Genomic DNA, 22,609 nt, shown 5'->3' with positions numbered 1-22,609 from the left:
AATCTCCGCGCAGCCAACCCATTGGTTTTCCACGCACACCCTCAAGAGCCTTCACGACATGCCATCTCGAACCTATCGTATTGCGCTGCTTGATGCATATTTCCGGCCGCATTACTTCGAATGGTTGAAGTGCCTGCCGGAGTTTGACCTGCAATCAGTCCCGCTCTCGACCGACCCGAGTTCAATCAATTGTGATCTAGCCTTGCTTGGTGATGAGTTCAACCGGGCAATGTTTCCTGCCATTACAGAACTCCATGCGCGCCGCATACCAGTGCTTCACCTAGTGGACGGAATCATCGAATGGCGCAATGTCTGGACCAATCCCCGCTCCAATACGCCTGACGGACGGCCTCTCTTCCAACCAGTTCTGTCGTCACGGATCGCTTGTCTCGGACTCTGGCAGGCGCTTCTCCTCGAGTCCTTTGGCAATCACCCGTTCCGCTGCGAGATCACCGGTTCACCAAGACTCGATTACCTCAATTCAATTGTGCGGCAGCCTGACAAGTCAGTCCTTATCGCAAGCGCAAACACTCCCGGTTTCACCACCAAGGAAACCCAGCAGGTCGCCACAGCAATTCAGGCTACCGAAGTATGCATGCGACGATATCCGCTCCTGACGCCGCGTTGGCGCATTGCCCCAAGTCTTCAGGCTCATGCTAGGCTGGGCAGTGCGGCTGTCACAAACAATCAGGAGCCCCTGGAACGTATCCTCGCATCGGTCTCGGCAGTCATAACCACGCCATCCACGCTAGCGCTTGAAGCGATGCGCCTGCGCATTCCAACCCTCATCGTGGATTTCACCAATTCCCCAGCCTACCTCCTGTCGGCCTGGCGCGCCACCTGTCCCGATACTCTCGCGCGAGAACTAGAGAGCCTGTTGCGCCCAGATGACCTGGAGCATCGTCGCCGTCTGGTTTATCAGGACTTCCTCTCCCGTTTGCAGATGGAGCCCGGATCCGCCACCGACCGCGTAGTTCGTCTGATCAAGCTCATGGCCGAAGATCCTGCCGCCAGCCTCAATCCCTCCGGAACGCTTCTGCCCCGTCGCTCCGCTTATCCTGAAGGTGTGCGGGAGTTCGACCTGCCAAGCCTTTATCCAATGATTCCGGAACTTGCCATAACCAATGTCGCAACGCTTCAGACTCGGCTGCTGCATCAACGGGAATGCCTCCGAGAACTCGAAGGTTACAAGCGACGACGTTTGGTTCGATTCTCCGACTGGATGACTGGGATCGTTCCCTTCTTGCGCAAAAAGTCATCCACCACCACGCGATTCATCGCTGCAAGCGTTTCTGACGACAGCGAACAGCAGTCACGACAACCTGAATAGGCGTCGGCCTCACCTCTCATGGCTCCGCCCCAATACGTCGACTATTGTACCCGCGATGCCAAATCGAACTATTTTCCGCGCATAGTGAGGGGAGGCCACATTGGCATCCAATGCCCGCAAGCAATTGGATGCTTTTCCCGACGCGATTCCGGGTCTGCAGATAACTTGACTTGCGATGGAGCCACTCTGTCTCCCATGCCTTTTTGCGAGGCGCCGCTTGTTCCAGATGCTCCGCATTCCACCCATGCGAACCATGCTCCGATGCTGAAAGAAGCGGCGCGTCATCCCCGATGCCGGTGCCTCGTTGCCTGACGCTTCACAAACATGAGATTTCTCTTTGTCAGTTTCATGGGCGGAGGATCCTGGGGCGGTTCCGAGGAGCTCTGGTGCCAGACAGCCCTGAAATTGCGCAGCCTCGGCCATGAGATTGCCGCGAGTGTGTATCGCTACCCAAAGTCCGCTCGTGCCATCGAGGCGCTTCATCGGAAGGGGATTCTTGTCCAACAAAGAAATCGAGGACGCCCCACCATCCTACGTCGAATCCAACATCGCCTTCGTGGCAGGATTGCACCCGAGGCCGAACTCATTGATCTCTCCCTTTGGATGCGAGCCCAGCGTCCCGACTTCATTTGCGTATCCAATGGAGCAGGCATCGACATGCTTGAAGGTCTCGAGCTCATTGCCGCATCCGGTGTCCCTTGGTGCAACATCTCCCAGTGCGGAATCGAATGGCTCTGGCCCACTGACAGCCAGGCTGCACGAGCCAGAAGGCTATTCATGACAAATGCCCACTGGTTTTTTGTCGCAGAGCGAAATCGCCGGCTTTTTGAAACCCAGTGGGGCATTCGCCTCGAGCGTGCGGAAATTGTCCGCAATCCATTCAAAGTGAACGTCACGAGCGCTTTGGCTTGGCCATCAGACATCAGCATTGTCCGCCTCGCCTGCGTCGCGCGCCACGATCCTGTTTGCAAGGGGCAGGACCTGCTCCTTGAGGTATTGGCTCAGGCCAAGTGGCGCAATCGCCCCGTCCGTCTGTCGCTCTTCGGTACCGGCGACCGCACCTTCCTGATTCATCAGATGGTCGATCGCCTGAATCTCAACGATCAGGTCGTGTTTCAAGGTCACGTCGACTCAATCGAGGACATCTGGCGCTCTCATCACGCCCTTGTTCTGCCTTCGCGTCATGAAGGCCTCCCGCTTGCACTTGTTGAGGCAGCATTGTGCGGGCGCCCGGCGATTGTCACGGACGTGGGCGGCAATGCCGAACTAATCACGGACGGCGTTTCCGGTTTCGTTGCCGCTGCTCCGACCGCAGCATGCCTTGATGAGGCGCTTGAACACGCGTGGGTTCGCCGTGGCGAATGGTCCGCAATGGGACTGGCTGCGCGAGAGCGCGCCATCAGCCTCATCGCCGCTGACCCCATCGGAACTTTCTCGAAGCGCCTGCTCGAACTCGCTGCGCAAAGATAGACTTGCCCCATGTCACCGCGCCTTTCTGTCGTCATTTGCACCCGGAATCCACGGCCTCAATATTTCGGGCGCGTGCTTGGTGCATTGCGGCAGCAAACATTTTCTGCGGGCGAATGGGAATTGATTGTCGTGGACAATCAATCCGACCCGCCCCTTGCACCCTCATACGATCTTTCCTGGCATCCACTCGCACGCGTCGTTCGCGAGGAGACTCCCGGGCTCACTCACGCGCGCCTGCGCGGTTGTTCCGAGGCTTCATCCTCTCTGTTCATCTTTGTGGACGACGACAATGTCCTCGACTCCAATTACCTTGCGACTGCGGTTCACCTGGCCGACGGCATGCCGTTCCTCGGAGTATGGTCGGCCAGCATTCATGGTGAATTCGAGACGCCCCCAGAGGCGTGGATGAAACCTTATCTGCCATACCTGGCGCTCACGGAGTTCTCCCATGATCGATGGTCGAACCATCCGCGGGGACAAACGCTGCCGGTCGGCGCCGGCATGGTGGTCAGGCGCGAGGTCATGACCGCCTATCGGGCAAGCCTGCTCGATGATCCTCGACGGCTTCGCCTCGATCGCGACGGTCAGTCCCTGCTCGCGGGCGGCGACACCGACATCGGCCTGGCCGCCTGCTCACTCGGCCTTGGCTGCGGCTGCATGACGGCATTGCGCGTCACCCATCTCATCCCGGCATCACGGCTTCAAGAACGCTATCTCACGCGTTTGGTTGAAGACATCACCGCCTCACATCACTGGCTGGACCTCGCTCAGGGACTTCCGGATGCCAAGGGATACGCACGCATGAAGCTCCGACTCAAAGCCCTGATCGGCCGCCTCACTGGGGGAACGGGTTCTCTTGGCTTTGAAGGCGCCGTCGCCAGAGGCCGGCTCAAGGCAACCGCGCTTTTTGAATCGCCCGGAACGAACCCAGGGCATCCCGGCCCATGAAGATCGCTGTCGTCAGCAGGAGCAACCGAACCGGAGGAGGGGCTTCGAAGTATTCGGAGCTTCTGCAGACAGCCATGCGTCTTCGTGGCCATGAGGTGGATCTCTTGACCATCCATCCCACTTCCGCCGGCAACCAAAATCGCCCCCTGTTCCGCCGCCCGTTCGCCCGTGTGCTTCGACTCACACATGCTTTGTCACGGCGCTGCCTCGGGGGTGAATTCCTGCCTCTTGAATGGCCCCGACTGCGAAGCCTTCGCCACAACTACGATCTCGTGCACTTCAGCGATCACTGGAGCGCCGTTTCGCCATGGTCAGTGAAATGGATGACACGCCATGCGCCCGTTGCCCTGACGCTTCATGACGCCTCGTTTTTCACCGGTGGCTGCCTGTATCCCTTCGGCTGCGAACGGTTCAGAAAAAACTGCGGAAAGTGTCCGCAAAAACGATCCCTGCGGATGCCGCTCGATCTGACCCGCCAGGCTCAAATCATCAAGCGGCATGCCCGCCCGGTCTCCAACTTCGCCGCCATCGCGCCGTCCAAATGGATGGCCAGCCAGGCAGCCGGCTCCGGTTTCTTCGATCCCAAGCCACGGGTCATCTACAACCCGGCTGATCTGGCCGTCTTCAATTCCGGGATCCGCGACGAGGCGAGGCAGCGCCACGGCCTTCACCCCGCCCAGCGAGTTGTGCTGATCGCAGCCCATTCGCTTGACGATCCACGCAAGGGCGCGGCGATGGCGCGCGAGGCCATCCGAATTCTGGGAGACAACGAGGTTGTCAGCATGCTCGTCGGAGCCGACAAGTCCGATTTCGGAAGAGGCCTTCCCGGGCGAGTCATTCGAACCGGGCATCTTGTCGATGATCAATCCATCGCCCTCGCCTACGCCGCCGCTGACCTCTATCTCTTCCCATCGCTGGCGGACAACTGTCCGCTCAGTGTCATCGAGAGCCTCGCCGTCGGCACGCCGGTCCTCGCCCTCGAACGAGCGGGCACCCCCGAGCTCATCGAGCATGGCAGCACAGGCTGGCTGGTCTCCGACGCCATTCCCGAAGCCCTTGCGTCGGCGATGCGCACGCTGTTTGGCAACCCCTCCCTGCTTCTCCATATGAGCGCTGCCGCGGCGCAGTCCGCAAAAGATCGCTTCTCCCTGGAAACGCACGGGGCGGACCTCGAATCCTTCTACGCAGAGTTGATGCATGTTCGCCACCGCCAGCTTTGATCTCTTTGACACCCTGCTCGTGCGGCCGCTCGCCGATCCCCACGATGTTTTTCGCCTCGTCGAAAGGGATCTCGCAGCGCCCGGATGGGCCTTGGCGAGGATTCAGGCTGAACGCGCCGCCCGTGCTGACAAACTGTCCCGCGAGGTCAATCTCGACGAAATCTACAGCGCCGCACCGCTCAATCCCTGGCGTGCAGAGCTCGAGCGTTTCCGCGCCAGGGAGCTCGAGTGGGAGGAGACGATGTGCCTCGACTCTGCCGCGGTCGAACGCGTCACCGCCGCGCGCGCCCAGGGTGCGCGCATCCTCTACATCACGGACATGTATCTGCCGCGCGATTTCCTGCTCGCACGGCTCGCACCCATCTGGATTGCGGATGACACCCTGCTGTTCTCCCATGAGGCGGGCGACTCCAAGGGCCGCACCTGGTGGGCAACACTCTCCAAGGCATATGCCAAACCCTGGCTTCACATCGGGGACAATCCTCGCAGCGACGTTGTCAATCCCGCCCGATACGGCATCGAAACCGAGCATTGGACTCGCGCGCATCCCAACCGACTGGAACACGCCTACCTTCGCGACAATCCCGCACAACCTCTGGCCGCCGGTTTGCCACGTTTCGCCCGGCTGGCACGCCCTGCCGGCGCAAACGCGTTCTGGGACGATGGCGCGAACATCTCCGGCCCGGTCTTTCATGCCTACGCGACCTGGCTGCTCCAGGATGCGCGGAAACGCGGCATCACCCGCGTTTTTTTTCTCTCCCGCGACGGTCAGTTGCCGGAAAAAATTGCCTGCAAACTGCGTGCTGCCGATCCCACGCTGCCCGAAACCCGCTATCTGTTCGGCTCACGCTTCGCCTGGTACCTGGCTGCCTTTGATCCCGCCATCCCCGATCATCGCCGCTGGCTGCATTTCATCGAGGACCCCTCGATCAACGGGCTGTTCAGAAATCTCAATCTCGATCCTTCCGACCTCGAAAGCAATCTGAACGCCCTCGGCTTCCCGCGATCAAATTGGAGCGCGCCGCTTGCTCCACGCGTGCGCGCGCGGCTGCTGGAGTTACTGTCGCAAGATCCGCAGGCATCCGACTACTTTGCCCGCCACCGTCAAAGGCGACTTGCGCTGGCCCTGGGCTACTTGCAGGAACAAGGAGCCTTTGCCCACGATCGAATTGCATTGGTCGACATCGGTTGGTCAGGGACCATGCACGAGGCATTTGTCCGCCTGCTTGCCCAGGGGCCGCGTCCACCTGGAAGAACGATCGGATACTTTTTTGGCCTGCACCGGAATGTTTCCGAGGATCGCCTCTTCTTCCACATCAGACCAGGTTTGTGGCTCGGACCAGTGGGAGCCTTTCCCTCGGTTGTCGAAATGCTGGTTCCCGCCGACCACGGCCAGACCATCGGGTATGCGTGCGATCAGACAGGCTTCGAACCGGTTCTTGCCAGTGATTGCGTTGCTCCTCCCAGGGACAGCGCTGACTTGCATGCGGGCGCTCTTGCCTACGTCGACCTGGCCATTCGCCTGGGCGCTCCGCCACCGCGTTTTGATCACGCGTTGCGCACATTCCTCGTTCACCCTGCCGCGGCCCAGGTCGAACGTTGGAAGCAATTCAACTTCTGGACCTGGCCGGAACCGCCGACGACAACTCCGCCTTCATTGATTCCGGTTTTTCATCTGCCGCAACTTCTCAAGCGCATGCTGAGCCCGTGGCGACGAGTGGACCTCTGGCCCTGGCCAACCGCCTCGCTGCGGGCCTCCTGTCCGCGTGCGCCAGGCGTACTTCTTGAGTTGCTGGTTTGGAAAATGCAGGTCGACCGCTGCGTCTGGATCGGTCTGCAACGATGCTCTCGCGCCATTCGTTCGCTGAAGCGGCTTCTCAAACCCGTCCGCTAGGCAGACAGTTTGGCCGTGTTGAAATGCTCCGCGATGTGCGTTTCAGAGATCATCGGGCCGCAATCCAGTATTGCGTGCGATCCGTGCAAGCATCCGCGGGCCGATCTCTTCACCGTCGTGAAATGCGAAAATCACATCCGCCCAGCCGAGTCTTTCCAGGACTCGATGCGAACCACTCTGCCGCTTGAGTCGCCACCCGATGCGGAAAAGCGCCACGAGGACAACTCTAGCCTTTCGAGCGCCCCAGGCACTCATCACGCGACAGTGAAAACGCGGTCGAGTTCCGGAGCTTCTTCCCCGTGCTCAATCTTGTCGGCAAGAACTCGAAGCACAAGGGCCGTGACCTTCGCAACCGCTTCCTGCTTCGTCACCCCATAGGCCATCGCTCCCGGCAGCGACGGGACTTCGGCAATCCATCGTCCATCGGCCTCTTTTTCGACTTCGACTTGCATGGGAGGACAATGATTCAAGGGAGTAACCGCCGCAAGCGGGTTAATTCAGCCCAACCTACTCTCGCGGATACCCGTCCCCACCCCACTCACTCCTCCAGCAGCCGCAGCACGCTGCGCGGGGACTGGTTGGCCTGGGTGAGCATGGCGGTAGAGGTTTCGTTGAGGAGCTTCAACTTGGTCATCTGCGTCGTCTCACTCGCCACATCCGCATCGCGGATGCGCGACACCGCCGCGCCGAGGTTCTCCCCTTCAACCGTCAGAGTCTGACCGAGAATCTCAAGACGGCTCTGCACCGCTCCGATCTTGGCGCGCTCCGCGGACACCGCGTCGAGCGCGCTGTCCAGTGACGCCGCCGCATTGGGGTCGCTGACCGACAAAAGGAAGTTTCCGGAGCCATCCTGCGTGATCACAGAGGCCAGCGATCCAACGCGGAGATTGTTCGGCGCCATTGCGACCACTTCGTCCGCATGCGCGCCGACATGCAGGCTCATGCCGCCATCGGGACCAAACAACTGGCGGCCATTAAAAACTCCGATGGGATCGGTGACATCCGCCGTGCCGCCAATCTGCGCCGTCGTGCCGCCAACGGTGTCGCGCACCTGCTGAAGCAGCGTCTTGAATTCCTCCTGGTAAAGCGCGATGTCGGCCGGACTCTGTATCGGGTCCCGCGCACGCGTCGCCAGTTCAGAAAGTCGGGTCAGCGACGAGCCGATCTTCGCCAGCATGCCGTCCGCCGTCTGCACGTGGGAAATGGCGTTCTGCACATTCGTCAGCGCCGCGCCATTGCGCCGCGTCTGCCCGTCCAGCTTCGCCACAATACCCACGCCCGGCGGATCGTCGGACGGGTTCAGGATGCGGCTTCCGGATCCGAGCCGTGAAATGGACCTGCCGAGAAATTCCTGGGTGCGGCCAAGACCCTGGGCCAGGACATTCGACGTGATGCTGAACGAGGTGCTGCTCATCGATGGGTTGGAGAAAAAGGGGAGAGAGAATGAAGGGTTGGTGAACCGTTGTTCCGGGGCTTCCAGTGCTTCGGCTCAGGCCGTTGTCGGGGGCTTCGGCGCAATTGGCGGCAGCTTGGGCAGGGCAAGTTTCGGCAGCGAGGACGCCGCGGACGCAACGGCCGCGGCCTTGTTCGTCGCCGCGATTTCCGTCAGGACTTCCTTGCGGAAAATCGGCACCTCGCGCGGAGCGTCGATGCCGATCTTCACGGTGTCGCCATCGATCCGGGTGATGCGGATCTCAATGTTGCCACCGATCACGATGGCTTCGTTCACTCGACGTGTCAGGACTAGCATGGGTGAACGGCGTTGATCAGGCGGTTACGAGCGGGTGGCGCGCACTGTAGCGGCCGTGATTGGCGATCACGACCTGCTTGGCGACACCCGTGCGGCGGTTGACGACGACCGGGCCGACAAGATTCACGGTCGCGGTCGGCGGTGTGGAGCGGCTGACCGTGACGATGTTGAGAATGAGCGCATCCGACGCGTTGGTGATGCCCAGGAAAGACGCGTCCTCATCGAACAATTCGATCTCATAGTCAGCGATCACTCCCACCGGCTCGATCACCACAAAGTCAACCGACGCCCCTCCCAGCAGACGCATCCAGCGGAACGGCAGTTGCTCGGGATTGTAGAGCAGCTCAAATCCCGTGTGATCAGGAAATCCCACCAGCCCTTCCGGGAGCCGGACCTGCTGCGGGGGTGATTCAGGAAGCGGGGGTGCTTCGGTGCTGACTTTCATGATTCGTGAGAAGAAACGATATCGGTCGTTTGGTCGAGTGGGAGAATGGAGGATTCTAACGGAGATAATCGAGCAGCGACATCTGGAGGATCTTTGTCGCCGATGACAACGCCGCCTCATAGGCGGTCGACGCCTGGCTCAGGCGGACAACCGTCTCAGGAATGTCCGCGTCCACCTCGTCCGAAACCAGGCCTTCAAGGTTGTCGAGGCGCGCCTTCTGCTGCGCCTGACTGATCTCAATGCGAAGTTCAACCGCACCATGCCCGCTCAGGGAATTGACCAGCACATCCTCGGTCTGCTCAAGCGCCGGCCGCGCCGCGGTCACCGCCGCCGTGTTTCCACTCGCCAGCGCGTCGCGCAGCGTGACCAGGCGGTTGATCATGTCGCGTATGCCAAGATTGGCCGTGGAATCCGTGCCGGGCTGGACCGTGGTTGTCTCGGACAACGGCACCGACATCTGGCCGGTGTTTCCCGCATAGGCCGCCGCCGTGATCTGACCGGCGCCATTGCGCGTCACCGTGAAGGGCTCGGTGTCGACAGCCGTGCCGGCGAAAAGGTAGTCGTTTCGGAATCTGGAATTGCCGGTCTGAAGGGTCTGCTCAATGAGCTGGTCAACCTCCGCCGCGTAGGCGCGCAGCGCGTCCGGACTGGCCGTGCCGGTGCCGAGCGTGGCGATTTCTCCGGCGCGGTCGGAAATGTTCTTCAGCCCCTTGAGCCCCGCGAACGACGCCTGGGAAATCTCCAGCGCCGTGCCCGCATTCTTCGTGAACTGCGTGAGCTGGCCGCGCTCATGCTCCATGTTCAGCACGCGTCCCGCAGCCGGCGCGTCGTCACTGGGCAGAAAGATGCGCTGATTCGTGGCCAGTTGCGTCTGAAGATGCGACTGTCTGGCCGACAGCTTTTGAATCTGGGCAATGACCGCCTCGGCGGAACTGTTGGTGGGCACGCGCATGGGATGAAAGTTGAAGCGAAGTCAGTTGGAAAATCAGGTCAGGCCGGTGCGGTTGATCAGGGTGTCGAGCAGATCGTCAATCACGGTGATCACGCGCGACGACGCCTGGTAGGAGCGCTGGTACTTCAACAGATCCGCCATCTCCTCATCCATCGAAACGCCGCTTATCGCGTCGCGCTGGCTGCGCACCATCGCCTCGACGTTCTGCTGGTCCTCGAGGCGCGAATTGATCCCGGAGAGCCCCTGCCCGAGGCTCGTCACGGATTTGGCAAAATACTGCGTGAACGTGCCATCGATGGCATCGCCACCCGACACCGAAAACGAGCGGCTCGCCAGCGCGGCAACCGCCAGCGCGATCGAATTGTCGCCAGCCGCACCGCCGTCCGACGCCTTGAGCGTCACCGCCGTCACGCCCGGATCGACCGCCATGGTCCCGGCCGTCGTGCCGCTCGCCAGAAAGAAGTTGCCGGTGGAGTTCGTCGGATTGTACGCCGCGTTGACCGAAGTCACGAACTGGTTGGCGAGCGCATCGATCTGGTTGCGCAGATCCTGAACCGCAACGTCGCGCACATCGCGCGCACCCATGATCGAGCCGCCGGTCAGCGCCACCGCCGTCGGTGTGGCTCCGGCGGTCAGCGTCGATCCGGAGAACGTCACGGTGCCGTAGACAACTGCGCGATTCACCAGTTGGATGTCCCCGCCCACGCCGTCCTTCGTGTAAACTTCGATCTGGCCGGGTGAGTTGGCCGACGGACGGGTCTCGAACGACATCTTGGTTGCGAGTTCCTCCAGCAGCGCCTGGCGCTTGTCGCGCAGGTCCACCGCCGCAGCCGGATGATTGATCTCCAGGCTGCCAATCTCGCCGTTCAACTGGGCGATTGATGCCAGGATCCTGTTGACGCCGGCAACATCCTCGTCGATCTGGCTCGTCAGGTCGCCCTGCAGTTGTGCGAGGCGCTCATCCGTCACCTGAAAACGCTCCGCCAGAATGCCCGCCTTTTGGACCAGCGTCTGGCGCTCGCCCATGTCTGTCGGACGCGCGGCGAAACTCTGGAATGCATTGAAGAAATCGGTGATCGACTCCGAGATGCCATGTCCGCCGCTCGATGAATTGACGGAGGCGGAATCCTGCGCGCGGCTGATTGACTGGCCGAGGGAGGCCTGGGCGCGTTCGTATCCCGACTGCTGCGCCTTGAGCAGGGATGTCATCGAAATCTCGCGCGCGGTCTGCTGGTCGAGCAGGCGGTCGCGGAGGTGTTCGAGGTAGCGGGCCTCGATGCCCAGCGACTGCGGTCCCATCGGGGTCATAACGGTCCCACGGTCCCCCATCACCACGCGCTGGCGCGCATAGTTGGGATTGTTGACGTTCGCCAGATTCCGGCCCGCCGTGTCAATGGCGCGCGAATGCGCATTGAGGGCTTTGACGCTGATCTGCAGGCTGCCGAGGAGTCCGGACATGAGGATTGGATCGTGGGTTGCTGTTTGCGCGCGAAATCGCAGGGAGGAGTCGTCCCTGAATCTACGAGTTTAGCCGGCGGCCTGCCAGGCGGCGTCGCTCGTTGAAATGCTGACCTCCCCTCGCGGGGAATACGTCTTCACGAAGGCCGCCGGCCGCAGTGTCGAGAGCATCTGCTGCCGCATCTCCACCGCTTTCGCGAGAAGAAGCTGGTTCTGACGCGCTCCACGACGCACGCGGTGGATCAGGTGGTTGATCTCATCAGCCAGGGCGTCGAGCATCGGCTGCACGTCGGCGGGAAAGAGGGGAAGCAGTTCGCGCAGCGGCGTGTCCGAGGGATAGCCGCGGCTTTCCGCGAGTTCGCGGACGGCCATCTCTCGCTGCAGCCGCTGCTCCGCGGTGGCGCGGGCCTGCGCCTCGATCGTGCCGGAGAGTTCGAGCACGGCGTCCGGATTGCGCCGGAGAAGCTGCGCCTGCTGCTCATCGAAAAGTGCGAGCAGTCCGCCATAGCCCTGCAGTTCGTTCCGCAGGTGTTCGGCGATGGGTTGCCAGGAAGAAGACATGGTGAGCAAAGTTTAGGAAACGGAAGGTGGATTGTTCTTGTCCGCAGACGGGACCGTGGCCGCCGATTGAGTGGAGATTTCCTGCACGGGTTTTCCCCGGGGGGTGAATTGACGCACAAGCATCTGCGAAAGTCCCAGGCCGCCGCCCTTGCTGAGCGAATCCGCCAGGACGTCGGTGAGCATGTAGCCATAGACTCCGCCACCACCGCCACCGGCGCTCGATCCGCCAAGTCCGCCGCTCATCAGCGGCTCGATTGTCGGCGCAAGCAGTTGCCGGAGGATGATGGCTTCAAACTGCGAGGCCGCGTGCTTGACGTCCTTCGCGGATGCCGCGGATCCCGCCGGCTTCTCTTTCGCCGCCGCGGTGGAATCCGGTCCCGTGGCATCGAGAACCTTGTTCCAGGCGCCGCTGGCAAGAGGGGAGATCGGAGAAATGCTCATGGTTTTCGCGCGGGCCCTGTGGTCAGTTGATCACGAGTTCCGCCTGCAGCGCGCCGGAGCGCTTGAGTGTCTGGAAAATCGCCATCATCTCACGGGTGGAAACACCGAGGGCGTTCAAGGCGGAGGCGAGGCGCTCGATGGAGGGCGCCTCGTTCACGATGGTGAAGCTGCCCTTGTGCTCGTCGACATCGGTCTGGGTGCTCGGGACGACCACGGTCTCCCCCGAGTTGTTGAATGAATTCGGCTGCGACACGCCGAGATTCGAGGCGACGGTGATGGTGAGTGAGCCCAGGCTGATCGCGACCTGCGAAATGCGGACGGAGGACGTCGCGACGATCGTGCCGGTGCGTTCGTTGATCACGACGCGGGCCATTGTGTCAGGCACGACCTGGATCTGGCCGAGATCGGCGAGAAAGGCGACCTCACGGCCGCGGTAGATTTCAGGAAGCTGAACGGAAACGCTGGCGGCATCGACCGCGGAGGCTGCGCCCCGGAAAACTTCGTTGATCGCGTCGGCCATGCGGGCCGCCGAGGTGAAGTCGGGATTGTGCAGTTGCAGGGAAACGGATCCATCCGTGACAAATTTCGCGGGAATCTCCCGTTCGACGATCGCACCGTTGCTGATGAGTCCGACCGTGGGGTGGTTCTTCTGAACCGTCGCTCCGCCGGCCCCGCCGGAGCCTCCGAGAAAACCTCCGATGGCAACAGCGCCCTGGGCAACGGCGTAGGCGCGCCCGTCGGCGCCAAGCAGCGGTGTCTGGAGAAGCACGCCTCCCTGGAGAGTCTTGGCATCGCCCATGGACGCCACCGTCACATCGATGCGCGATCCGTTTTTCAGGAAGGCGCTGATGTCAGCGGTGACCATGACCGCGGCAACATTCTTCGCCTTGATCTGGTTTGAATCCACGGTGATTCCAAACCGCTGCATCGAGTTCCCGATCGCCCGAAGCGTGGCCTGCGAGTTGGAATCGCCGTCGCCCGCAAGGCCGACGACGAGTCCGTAGCCGACGAGCTGGTTTTCGCGTCCGCCATTGACCAGCGTCAGGTCCTTGACGCGCGACGCGTGAAGCGGAGCGGCAGCCGTCGCCAATACAAGCACCGCAAGCCACCCGGCCGCGAACCGCCAACTGACCACCGAACGCAACTTGCCCGCCAAATACCAAATGGAGGGGCACGCTTCGTCGTGACCAGATTTGCGCGGTGTCATCCGGATGATGCGGCAGGAAAGTGTAGTCAGGCGCGGCATGGAAAGGATTTTCAGAACGGGCGTTTTCAATACGGACGCAGCTTCTCGTACAGTTTCGCCAGCCATCCCTTCTTCTGCGCATCGGTCAGGCTGCCCTCATTGATGAACTCCACCTTCGCATCCGCAATATTGCTGGAGAACACGGTGTTCATGCTGGAGACATCGTCGACGCGAACGACTCCGTGAAGCACCACGTGCTGGGTCTCGCCGGCTGAAACGACCCGGCGAACACCCTCGATGACGAGGTTCCCATTGGGAAGCACGTCCGTGACCATGACGGCCGCGCGCGCATTGAGGCTCTGCGTATTGTTGACCTCGCCCCCCCCTTTGAAGTCATTGCCGCCCCCGAGCTTGATCGCCGGAAGCGCACCCTTGTGCGTGCCGAAGCGGCTGATGTTCGCCGGAAAGAGGAACTGGTCGACGCTGGCATCCACGCTCGCGGAGGAATTGGTCTTCTTGCTCTGCGAAGACTGGGTCGCCGCCGACTCCTGGACTATGACGGTGAGAATGTCGCCCACGCGGGACGCCTTGCGGTCGGAGTACATCGACCGTTCGCCGCTGCCTGCGGCGGTCCAGAGGGAGTCCGCCGCGGCGGTCAGGGCGGTCGCTGCGAGAAGCAAGAGGGTGAGAAGGAAGTGAAGCATGAGGATGGCTCCTAGAAGCGGACCTGTGCGCGGTTTTCACCAACAACAAGCGCGGCAAATTCACGGCGCGACTCGAGGTTGCGCACACGAACGGTTTCGCCCTTTCCGCCGTCCTGCATGGCGAGCGCCTTCAGGCTGACATGCAGCGAGCCGTCGAGCGCGCTCACGTCGATCACCTGCCCCTTGCGGACCAGCGCACGGCGGGAAAGGTCGCGCCAGGTCAGCAGTCTGCCGGCGGGAACGGGACGCAGGTAGGACCAGTCGCTCGAATTGACAAAGGAGGCCGGAATGGCATCGCGCTCGCGCAACGCATCGATGCGGCGCGCGTCGCACTGGGTTGGGTCGAAGGCCGCGCCGCGATCGGCCGGGGTCTGCACGACCCAGGCATCGCGCCAGAGTTGGGCCCGGCAGAGGACCGTTTCCTCACGGGGTTCCTGAGATGCCTCGATCACCCGCACGCGCAGCAGGAGCGTGGAAGCGAGCGCAGTGGGAAATTCCGCCAGCCTGGCCGTCACCCCTGACGCAGCTTCGGCCGGTCCCTTGACCGGCAGCCACGGACGCATCACCTCGAGCTGCAATTCCCCCTCGGCGTTGAAATGGGCGGAGAGTTCCTGTGCGATTTCGGAAAGCAACCGCGCGCGCAATTCGTCCGCGGCACCAGACTCGGGCGCCGCCTCGGCGAACGTGCGCACAGGGAGAAGCAGGGTGACGATGGCAAGGAGGGTGGCTGTGAATGCGGAGCGAGGAGACTTCATGAAATCGGGAGTGCGCATGCGCCCATGGACAACAAGGTGAGGGGGAAATCAGCGCTTCATCTGCGCGACGCTCTGGAGCATCTCGTCGGAAGTCTGGATGGACTTGCTGTTGATCTCATAGGCGCGCTGGGCGACGATGAGGTTCACCATTTCCTCGACGATGTTGACGTTCGACATCTCGATGTAGCCTTGGAGCACATGGCCGAAGCCCTGCTCGCCCGGCTGGCCGGTTTCCGGAGTGCCGCTCGCGCTTGTCTCCTCGAAAATATTGCCGCCCAGACTGCGAAGGCCCGAAGGATTCGCGAACCGCGTGAGCGTGAGGCGGAACGTCTGGCTGCCCGTCGCGCTTTGCACGGTGACCTCGCCGCCCTCGGAGATGTTCACCGACGTCGCCCCGGCCGGGATCGGCTGGAATCCGCTGAGGATGGGAAGGCCGTCGTTGTTGGTGACCTGGCCGGTCGGGGAGAGTTTGAACGACCCGTCGCGCGTGTAGGCGATCGTGCCGTCGGGACGCTGCACCTCGAAGAAGCCGTCACCCTGGATCGCGACGTCGAGCTTCTCGCCCGTCGCGTTGACCTGGCCCTGGGTGAAGACCTTTGCGGTGGCCGCGACGCGCGAGCCGTTGCCCACCTCGACGCCGGTCGGGACCAGGTTGCCGCCGCCGCTCTCGCTGCCGACGCCGCGCGGGCGCTGGTAGAGCAGGTCCTGGAACTCGATCTTGCTGCGCTTGAAACCCGGCGTGTTCACGTTCGCGAGATTGTTGGCGATCGTGTTGAGGTTGAGCTGCTGCGCCTCCATTCCGGTTGCGGCGCTGTAGAGGGAAAGGTTCATGACGGGGAATCAGGTCGGGATGGACGGTGTGGTTAAAAGTTGGATACGCGGCTTCAGCCCAGGCTCTGGATCGTCTTGGCGAGCGCATCATCGCGGGCCTGGATCAGCTTCTGGTTGGCCTCGTAGGCGCGGGCGATGTTGACGAGGTCCACCATCTCGCGGAGCGGCGCCGTGTTGGCTCCCTCGAGGTATCCCTGGAGGATTTCCGGACGCTCAACCGGCTGGGAGTTCATGCCCCCGCTGAGGAAGACTCCCGCGGACATCGGACGCAGCCGGCTGTTGTCCGCAAATTTCACGACGCTCAACCGGCCAAGCTGGGTGTTGTTCTGGACTATGGTGCCATCGGCGTTGATCACAACGGGCCCTCCACCCGGGAGCAACTGGATCGGCGCACCCGCATCGCTGAGAATGGGCGTGTCCTGCGCTGTGACCAGGGTGCGATCGGGACGGATGCGCAGCTCGCCCGCCCGCGTGTATCCGCGCTGTCCATCCTCAAGCTGCACTTCGAAAAAGCCGTCGCTCTGAAGCGCAACGTCGAGTTCGCGGCGCGTCGGCTGCGTCTCGCCCATTGAGAAGTTGATCCCATAGGAGGCCCGCGGAAAGTACATCGGCTGCCCACGACTGTCCCCGACCTTGCCGTCACCCATCTCCAGTTCACCCGCAGAGACGGTTGAAAAGTTGACCGTGCGCTTCTTGAACCCGGCGACCTGATTCGAGGTAATGTTCTGGGTAACCGCGTCCTGCCAGCGCTCGAGAGCGGATAGTGACGCAGCGCTTTGATACATGCCTACATTCATGGGTGGCACACAACAAGCAGCTGGAATGCCAGATGCGTAACTGACGGTCTGACAACTGATTGACCAATCCTCGATCCGGGCAAAACCGCAGTTTGGCAGCATGCGGCAGGTTTTGCCGGTGACCCTGCCGAAAGGTTGATGGGAAAGTACGTTCCTGTTCCCGCGAAGCGCATCCGCAGATTACACCGATTAACGCAGGTTCTCGGACGCAGACCTGCCATCTCAATCTGCGGAAATCCGCGCCGTCTGCGGATTTCCATGCCTTTACGCACCCGCGTGAAAGTCTCCCTTCACACCGGTCTCACCCGTTGGTCAACCGGCGGCTGGGTAGAGGCACTCCACCTCGATCTTTTCCCCGCAGGAGCAGGTGATGATCATGCGAACCACCTTGTCCCCTTGCTTCACGCACTCGATGCTCGGACCGTGCTGATGCGCGGCCGCCCCGGATTTGAGTCCGGGCTGAGCAGCGAGCGACGGAATGCCGGCGAGCCCGGCATCACTTCCGTCCGCGGTCGGACGCAGGGCCGGTGTGCCGGTTGAAGTTCTTCCGCTTAGAAAGGGTTTCATGGGTGCAGTGTTGCGACGGGAGCAGCTCCTTGTGGCCGGGCCTCGCGCTTGGCCAGGGACAAACTGATGGTGACGCGCTGGTTGGTTTCCGACTCCGGCGGTTCAAGCGGCATGGGGCGGGTGTCCGAATAGCCGGTCACCCTCGCGATCAGACTCGGATCAACCGCATAGTACGTGAGGCTTCGCCGCGCGGAGTTCGCCCGATCGGCCGAAAGCTCCCAAGCCGTGTAGTCGGGCTTCTTGAGCTCCAGTCCCGTGCGGGTATGGCCTTCGATAACGACGGAAAACTTGTGGCGATCGATCATCCACGCGAGGTTCTGCATGACGAAGCGCCCCCATTCCGTGAACTCCGCCGTGTTTTCAACAAAGAGCGGTTTGCGCGCGCGATCGAAAAGCGAGATGCGCAGGCCGTCGCTCGTCACCTGGATGTCGATGGGTTTGTCCTTCAAATCCTGATCCATGTGAAGCAGGCGGTAGAAGTCCTTCGCGAGCGAATTGAGAAACTGGAGGTTGACGGCCTTCGGATCGGTCTGGGGTTCCCCGCCCTTCTGGGAACTGTCGGCCTTGCTCGAGCTCGAGGAGGGCTCCGATGCGCTCTTCCCATCGAGATTGAGAACGCCGGCGTTTGCCGTGAGCGGCGACTTGAACGGCTGCTGGAAATAGCGCGAGGTGGCGACGAGCACCTCCTTGTCCTGGGACGAGATCCACAGGACCATGAACAAGGCCATCATCGCGGTGACGAAGTCCGCATAGGCCACCTTCCATGCACCTCCTTTTGCCATGATCGTGCGAGCTGTGTTTCGCAGGCGGCCTATCGGCCCGCGGGCATTCCCTTGAGGGTTGATTCGAGTTCCTCGCCACCCGGCTGAACCGCGCTGTCGAGCGAGCGGCGCGCAATCTCCACCGCGGTCAGCGGCGCGAGGCCCTTCGCAAAACTTGCGACCGCCACCAGAATGCAGCGCAGGTACTGGCCGTCCGTCTGATTCATGAACCGGATGCGGTTCGAGAGCGGGAGCACGAATCCGTAGGCGACGAAGATGCCGAGCAGCGTGCCCGTGAGCGCCGCGGCGACCTTCTCGCCGACAGCCTCGGGGCCCTCGGCAATCGCGCTCATGGTGTTGATGATGCCCAGCACCGCCGCGACAATTCCGATCGCGGGCAGTGAATCACCGACCATCTGCAGCAGATGCACCGGATGATCGCTCTCCTCGGCCTTCGCATTCATCTCGGCGGACATGAGCTCCTCGAGCTGGTCGGGCTTTATTTTTCCGTCGATCACCGGCTTGATGCCATTGATGAGGAAATCCATCCTCTCCTTGTTGGCTGTGATTCCCGGGTACTTCTTGAAAATCGCGCTCTGTGACGGATTCATCACATGCTCCTCGAGGGCGATCAGGCCGTTTCGGCGACCCACCATGAAGATCTCGTAGAGCATCTTCAGCAGATCGAAATACTCCGCCCTGCCCACGCCCTTGCCGAAGGCGGCCAGCTGGACCTTGTGGACCATCTCCTTCATCACGGTGGCCGGACTCGCGATCACCAGAATGCCGGCCGCCACTCCCAGAATCACCACGAACTCCGATACATGCAGCAACACCAGCGGGTTGCCGCCAGCGAGCATGAAGCCGCCGAGTGTCGAGGCGACAACGATAAAACTGCCGATCAGAATGAGCATGTTTCTGGGTGACGTTAACGGCCCGATGGGGTGGACTCTTTAATCCGGCACCGGGACGATCCCTCGTTTCATGTCTATGGCATACCCCATAAATCGCTGAAGTTTCCCCTCAAGTTTCGGCAAAAAGCGTTCCCAGCCACCCTAACCCCAATACTGTTCATTTAGCGACAATCACGATGATTGCGCGGTAGAAGGTGGGGGGCATGGGGCTAACCGCCCAGACCCTTACCCACAACCAAACGTGAAGAACCCATTTTTCCAAGCTATCTCACCGTCACAAGCTTTGCAGCTTTGGGATCGTAGATGTACCCAGTAAGCACCTGCTCCATCAGCAGGCTCGCCGCGATGGCCTTCAAGGTATCGTTGACGGCCTCGGTGACGGCTTCCTCGGCCGCGTCCGGCTCGGCGATCAGGTTGGTGAACCGCGCCCGGGTCTTGCCGGGCGCATCACGGGTGGCCCGGCCGATGATCTGCACGATCTCGGTCAGGCTCGCGCGATAGCCCACGGTCAGGGCGTGTTCGCACCAGATCCAGTCGAAGCCCTCTTTCGCCATGCCCAGCGCGATGATGATGTCCACATGGTCGCGGTTGTTCTTCTGCGCCGGGTCCTTGAGCGCGGCGGACACACGGTCCCGCTTCGAGTCATCGTCATCGACCAGATCGGCGATGCGCAGCACGCGACCATCCGGTCGCTTGACGAGCTGGAAGCCCGTGGCCACATCGATCCCCTGCCACTCTCCCAGCGCCTCGATGATGTGTTCCACCTCGCGCATCTTGTCCTTCGTGCTCTCGCGCGAATTGACGTTCGGGATGTGGAGGATGCGTGTTCTGGCGCAGTGCGTATTCGGCCACCACCTTGTTCTTGCTCTTGCACAACAGCAGGCCGATGGTCGGGTTGTCCTGCGGGTGCCTGACCTGCTCATCCACCGCCGTCAGGTAGAAGCTCAGTTGGCCCAGGTGCTCGGGCTGGAACTTCCCGCCCTTCAGCTCGACGACCACATAGCAGCGCAGTTTCAGGTGATAGAACAGCAGATCGATGAAGAATTCATCGCCGCCCACGTCCAGCAACACCTGCCGCCCCACGAAGGCGAAGCCGGCGCCCAGCTCCAGCAGGAATTCGGTGACGTGTTTGACCAGCGCACCCTCCACCGCGCGCTCCTGCGCCTGTTCGGTCAGGCCGAGAAAGTCGAAGCGGTACGGGTCTTTCAGCGATTCGCGCGCCAGATCGGACTGCGGCTTCGGCAAGGTCAGCTCGAAGTTGGTGGCAGCCTTGCCACTGCGCTCCAGCAAGCGGGCCTCAATCTGCATCACCAGCACATTGCGCGACCAGTTGTGCTCGATGGCCTGGGCGGCGTACCACTTGCGGGTTTGCGGGCCGGGCAGCTTGTCCAGCAAAACCAGGTTGTGACCCCAGGGCAATTTGTGCAACACCTGCTGCACAAATGGCAGATCCGGCCAACCCAGGGCGAAAGCCCGCATGTACTTCAGGTTGCGAACCGAAAACCCCTGCATCTCCGGAAAGGCCGAGCGCAAGTCCTGCGACAAACGGTCGACGACCTTTGCGCCCCACCCCTGCCGGTCTTGTCGCTCCAGGATGGCATTGCCGATTCTCCAATACAGCACCACCAACTCAAGATTGAGCGCTTGCGCTGCGCGTTGCTGAGCGTCATGGATCTGCGCTTTCAGCTCGGCCAGCCAGTCGGCGTAGGCGTAGGGGAACTCCGCGCGGTCGAAGGGCTGCTCCGCGAGGTCGGTGATGGCCTGTTCGATTTCTACGGCGTTCATGGGCTAGCGGACATCCCTCTGGGCAAGGCTGCCTGGCCGCTGCTGTTCTGCGGTGCGCTCATGTCTTGTCTTGCGTTTTCTCGCCTATCTGTTCGGCAATCCAGCGCTCGCAACTCGCTGCGACGAAACCGCCAGGTGCCGCCCAGCTTGAATCCCGGTATCTCCCCCTGCTGGGCCAGTCGGTACACGGTCTTATTCCCCGCCTTGAGGTAGTCCGCCACTTCATCCAGCGTGAGGATTTTCAGCTTGGTTCATGTCAGGCAACGCGCTTGGCGCTTCAAGGGGAAATCTTCCAAAGTTTGGCCAAATTTACCATCCAATTCACCTAAATGAAGTCCGAATCTCATGTGCGCGAAGCCATTGATTCGGCCGGTCCTCCAGAGTCAATCAGGACTCCCTGCCGGCTTCGCCAGCAAATGGGCGCCCAGGCCAAGGTATTCCTCTTTAAGACCTTCCCGGCGCACGAAAAATCACCCAGAGGGTGACAGAGCGGTATGCATGGATTCGGTCGAAATCGCCCCAAAGGCTGCTCAAAATCCTTGTTCCACCCCAAAAATCGTTGATCGGGGGAGTCGCGAGGGATGGAAGATCACTCGGGTACCCACTACCAAACGTGAAGAACCAATTTGGAGCGCGTGCGTGTGCTCCTGGTCCGCACATTCCCGTTCGATAGCAAAAGGCGCTGATTGGATCCCGAACTTGCGGTCCGCCAGCGGCTCACTTGTCGCGCACGCGCTTGAGGTAGGCTCGCAGCCCAATAACCGTCTGAGCGTGAATCTGGCAGATGCGGGACTCGGTCAGGTTGAAGACCGCCGCGATTTCCGCGAGCCGCATGTTCTGGTGATAGTACATCGCAATGATCTTCTTGGGAATCTCCGGAAGTTCGGCGATGCGCTGGGCCATGAGCTGCATCAGCTCCTCCTTCTCCATGCGGTCGCGGATGGAGACGTCGCTCTCGTCGGCGATCAATTCATGCAGTGAAGTGCCGTCGCTTTCCTCGTTTTCGGTCGTCTGATCGATCGCCACGAAACACACGGGACGGGCCTCCTCCATCCACTTGGCATATTCCTTCGGCGTGAGACCGAGATACTCGCGCACCTCCTCCTCGCTCGCGGCGCGCCCGAGCTTCTGCTCGAGCTCGTTGATCGACTCCTTGAGCTTCTTTGCCTTCGCACGCGCGCGGCGCGGACACCAGTCGAGGCGTCTCAGCTCATCGAGCACGGCGCCGCGGATGCGCGTGCTGGCGTAACCCGCGAAGGTGTGGCCCTGCTCGGGATCGTACTTGCGGACGGCGGCGATCAGGCCGGTGACGCCGACGCTGTAGAGATCGTCGACGTCGACATGCGCCGGCAGGTTGATTTTGATTCGATCGACGACATTTCTGACCAGCGGCAGGTAGCGTTCGATGAGTTCCTTCTCATCGACGGAACCGCTGGAGGTTTGATAGGCGCGCCAGGCGTTGGCGGCGGCTGCGGGCTGGGCATAGGCGACTGCGGCGTGTTTCATGGGGACTGACGTTCAGGATGTGGAGTTGTGGTGGAAAAATAGGGAATCAGCGCGTCTTTGCCGGTGCGGCGGCGCTGACCGGCACCGCCTTTTCGGCGGCCTGGGCCTCGGCTTCGGCGGCGGCGGCAAGACGTTTCAATTCCATCGTCTCGCCAAAAACCTTGATCACGACCGACCAGAACCAGCGGAAGAGCAATGCGCCCGCGAGACACCCGATGGCGGCGTCCCTGAGCACCAGGTCCGGTGCGCGGTCAGCCAGGAATCCGGTGGCGGCGGTGATGACGAATCCGGCAAATCCGCCGGTGAGAAAGATGAACTTCATGGCGGTCGGTTC

General features: G+C 61.6%; 26 protein-coding genes and 1 pseudogene. 5 read left to right on the top strand and 22 right to left on the bottom strand.

All coding sequences use genetic code 11. From position 1 onward, the window contains the following. Positions 1–58 precede the first annotated feature (58 nt). The 5 genes from HS122_07825 to HS122_07805 all read left to right on the top strand — a co-directional run bounded on the left by HS122_07825 (position 59) and on the right by HS122_07805 (position 6,862). On the top strand, positions 59–1,330 hold the full coding sequence (locus HS122_07825; GenBank protein MBE7538305.1) for a hypothetical protein: 1,272 nt from the start codon (positions 59–61) through the stop codon (positions 1,328–1,330). Between the two features lie 324 nt (positions 1,331–1,654). Beyond that, complete coding sequence (locus HS122_07820; GenBank protein MBE7538304.1) at positions 1,655–2,800, top strand: glycosyltransferase; 1,146 nt, start codon at positions 1,655–1,657, stop codon at positions 2,798–2,800. Between the two features lie 9 nt (positions 2,801–2,809). Beyond that, positions 2,810–3,748 (top strand): glycosyltransferase, encoded by a 939-nt coding sequence (locus HS122_07815; protein MBE7538303.1) that lies wholly within the window; start codon positions 2,810–2,812, stop codon positions 3,746–3,748. After that, positions 3,745–4,968: a glycosyltransferase gene (locus HS122_07810; protein ID MBE7538302.1), complete on the top strand. Its 1,224-nt coding sequence runs from the start codon at positions 3,745–3,747 to the stop codon at positions 4,966–4,968. The genes HS122_07815 and HS122_07810 overlap by 4 nt, the downstream gene beginning before the upstream one ends. Next, positions 4,946–6,862, top strand: a complete 1,917-nt coding sequence (locus tag HS122_07805) for a hypothetical protein (protein MBE7538301.1) — start codon at positions 4,946–4,948, stop codon at positions 6,860–6,862. The genes HS122_07810 and HS122_07805 overlap by 23 nt, the downstream gene beginning before the upstream one ends. 42 nt (positions 6,863–6,904) lie before the next feature. Here the strand turns inward: HS122_07805 and HS122_07800 are convergent, their stop codons facing one another. The 22 genes and pseudogenes from HS122_07800 to HS122_07695 form a co-directional block, all read right to left on the bottom strand. Then, positions 6,905–7,117, bottom strand: a complete 213-nt coding sequence (locus tag HS122_07800) for a type II toxin-antitoxin system HicA family toxin (protein MBE7538300.1) — start codon at positions 7,115–7,117, stop codon at positions 6,905–6,907. Beyond that, positions 7,117–7,314 (bottom strand): type II toxin-antitoxin system HicB family antitoxin, encoded by a 198-nt coding sequence (locus HS122_07795; protein ID MBE7538299.1) that lies wholly within the window; start codon positions 7,312–7,314, stop codon positions 7,117–7,119. Before HS122_07795 ends, HS122_07800 begins: the two co-directional genes overlap by 1 nt. An 86-nt stretch (positions 7,315–7,400) precedes the next feature. Beyond that, positions 7,401–8,276, bottom strand: coding sequence for a flagellin (locus HS122_07790; protein ID MBE7538298.1), 876 nt, complete (start codon positions 8,274–8,276; stop codon positions 7,401–7,403). 75 nt (positions 8,277–8,351) lie between these two features. Then, positions 8,352–8,612: a carbon storage regulator CsrA gene (gene csrA, locus HS122_07785; protein MBE7538297.1), complete on the bottom strand. Its 261-nt coding sequence runs from the start codon at positions 8,610–8,612 to the stop codon at positions 8,352–8,354. Between the two features lie 16 nt (positions 8,613–8,628). After that, positions 8,629–9,057, bottom strand: coding sequence for a flagellar assembly protein FliW (locus HS122_07780; protein ID MBE7538296.1), 429 nt, complete (start codon positions 9,055–9,057; stop codon positions 8,629–8,631). A 55-nt stretch (positions 9,058–9,112) separates the two neighbouring features. Next, a complete protein-coding gene (locus HS122_07775) occupies positions 9,113–10,009 on the bottom strand; it encodes a flagellin (GenBank protein MBE7538295.1) in 897 nt (298 codons plus the stop codon). A 33-nt stretch (positions 10,010–10,042) separates the two neighbouring features. Beyond that, positions 10,043–11,467, bottom strand: a complete 1,425-nt coding sequence (gene flgK, locus HS122_07770) for a flagellar hook-associated protein FlgK (GenBank protein ID MBE7538294.1) — start codon at positions 11,465–11,467, stop codon at positions 10,043–10,045. Between the two features lie 69 nt (positions 11,468–11,536). After that, positions 11,537–12,028: a flagellar protein FlgN gene (locus tag HS122_07765; GenBank protein MBE7538293.1), complete on the bottom strand. Its 492-nt coding sequence runs from the start codon at positions 12,026–12,028 to the stop codon at positions 11,537–11,539. A 12-nt stretch (positions 12,029–12,040) separates the two neighbouring features. Next, positions 12,041–12,469, bottom strand: coding sequence for a rod-binding protein (locus HS122_07760; GenBank protein MBE7538292.1), 429 nt, complete (start codon positions 12,467–12,469; stop codon positions 12,041–12,043). A gap of 22 nt (positions 12,470–12,491) precedes the next feature. After that, complete coding sequence (locus tag HS122_07755) at positions 12,492–13,676, bottom strand: flagellar basal body P-ring protein FlgI (GenBank protein MBE7538291.1); 1,185 nt, start codon at positions 13,674–13,676, stop codon at positions 12,492–12,494. Between the two features lie 65 nt (positions 13,677–13,741). Further along, positions 13,742–14,359: a flagellar basal body L-ring protein FlgH gene (locus HS122_07750; protein ID MBE7538290.1), complete on the bottom strand. Its 618-nt coding sequence runs from the start codon at positions 14,357–14,359 to the stop codon at positions 13,742–13,744. 11 nt (positions 14,360–14,370) lie between these two features. Then, positions 14,371–15,114 (bottom strand): flagellar basal body P-ring formation protein FlgA, encoded by a 744-nt coding sequence (flgA, locus tag HS122_07745; protein MBE7538289.1) that lies wholly within the window; start codon positions 15,112–15,114, stop codon positions 14,371–14,373. A 48-nt stretch (positions 15,115–15,162) separates the two neighbouring features. Beyond that, on the bottom strand, positions 15,163–15,945 hold the full coding sequence (gene flgG / locus HS122_07740; GenBank protein ID MBE7538288.1) for a flagellar basal-body rod protein FlgG: 783 nt from the start codon (positions 15,943–15,945) through the stop codon (positions 15,163–15,165). 53 nt (positions 15,946–15,998) lie between these two features. Next, positions 15,999–16,742, bottom strand: coding sequence for a flagellar hook-basal body protein (locus HS122_07735; GenBank protein MBE7538287.1), 744 nt, complete (start codon positions 16,740–16,742; stop codon positions 15,999–16,001). Positions 16,743–17,054: 312 nt separating this feature from the next. Then, a complete protein-coding gene (locus HS122_07730; GenBank protein ID MBE7538286.1) occupies positions 17,055–17,309 on the bottom strand; it encodes a hypothetical protein in 255 nt (84 codons plus the stop codon). Beyond that, complete coding sequence (locus HS122_07725; GenBank protein ID MBE7538285.1) at positions 17,306–18,091, bottom strand: OmpA family protein; 786 nt, start codon at positions 18,089–18,091, stop codon at positions 17,306–17,308. Before HS122_07725 ends, HS122_07730 begins: the two co-directional genes overlap by 4 nt. A 29-nt stretch (positions 18,092–18,120) precedes the next feature. Beyond that, the gene (gene motA / locus HS122_07720; GenBank protein MBE7538284.1) at positions 18,121–18,984 is read right to left on the bottom strand and encodes a flagellar motor stator protein MotA; all 864 of its coding nucleotides are present in this window, start codon (positions 18,982–18,984) and stop codon (positions 18,121–18,123) included. Between the two features lie 263 nt (positions 18,985–19,247). Further along, positions 19,248–19,661 (bottom strand): hypothetical protein, encoded by a 414-nt coding sequence (locus tag HS122_07715; protein MBE7538283.1) that lies wholly within the window; start codon positions 19,659–19,661, stop codon positions 19,248–19,250. Next, positions 19,633–20,769, bottom strand: coding sequence for a DUF1016 domain-containing protein (locus HS122_07710; protein ID MBE7538282.1), 1,137 nt, complete (start codon positions 20,767–20,769; stop codon positions 19,633–19,635). The genes HS122_07715 and HS122_07710 overlap by 29 nt, the downstream gene beginning before the upstream one ends. Before the next feature lie 58 nt (positions 20,770–20,827). After that, a pseudogene (locus tag HS122_07705) lies at positions 20,828–21,014 on the bottom strand (helix-turn-helix domain-containing protein). 472 nt (positions 21,015–21,486) lie between these two features. Next, entirely contained in the window at positions 21,487–22,275 is a 789-nt protein-coding gene (locus HS122_07700) for a FliA/WhiG family RNA polymerase sigma factor (protein ID MBE7538281.1), read from the bottom strand. Positions 22,276–22,321: 46 nt separating this feature from the next. Next, positions 22,322–22,597 (bottom strand): hypothetical protein, encoded by a 276-nt coding sequence (locus tag HS122_07695; protein MBE7538280.1) that lies wholly within the window; start codon positions 22,595–22,597, stop codon positions 22,322–22,324. Positions 22,598–22,609: the final 12 nt, after the last annotated feature.

The organism is Opitutaceae bacterium (genome assembly GCA_015075305.1).
Classification (GTDB): Bacteria; Verrucomicrobiota; Verrucomicrobiia; order Opitutales; family Opitutaceae; genus UBA6669.
Note: the sequence above shows the minus strand (reverse complement) of the source record. Positions and strands in the feature narration are given on the sequence as shown.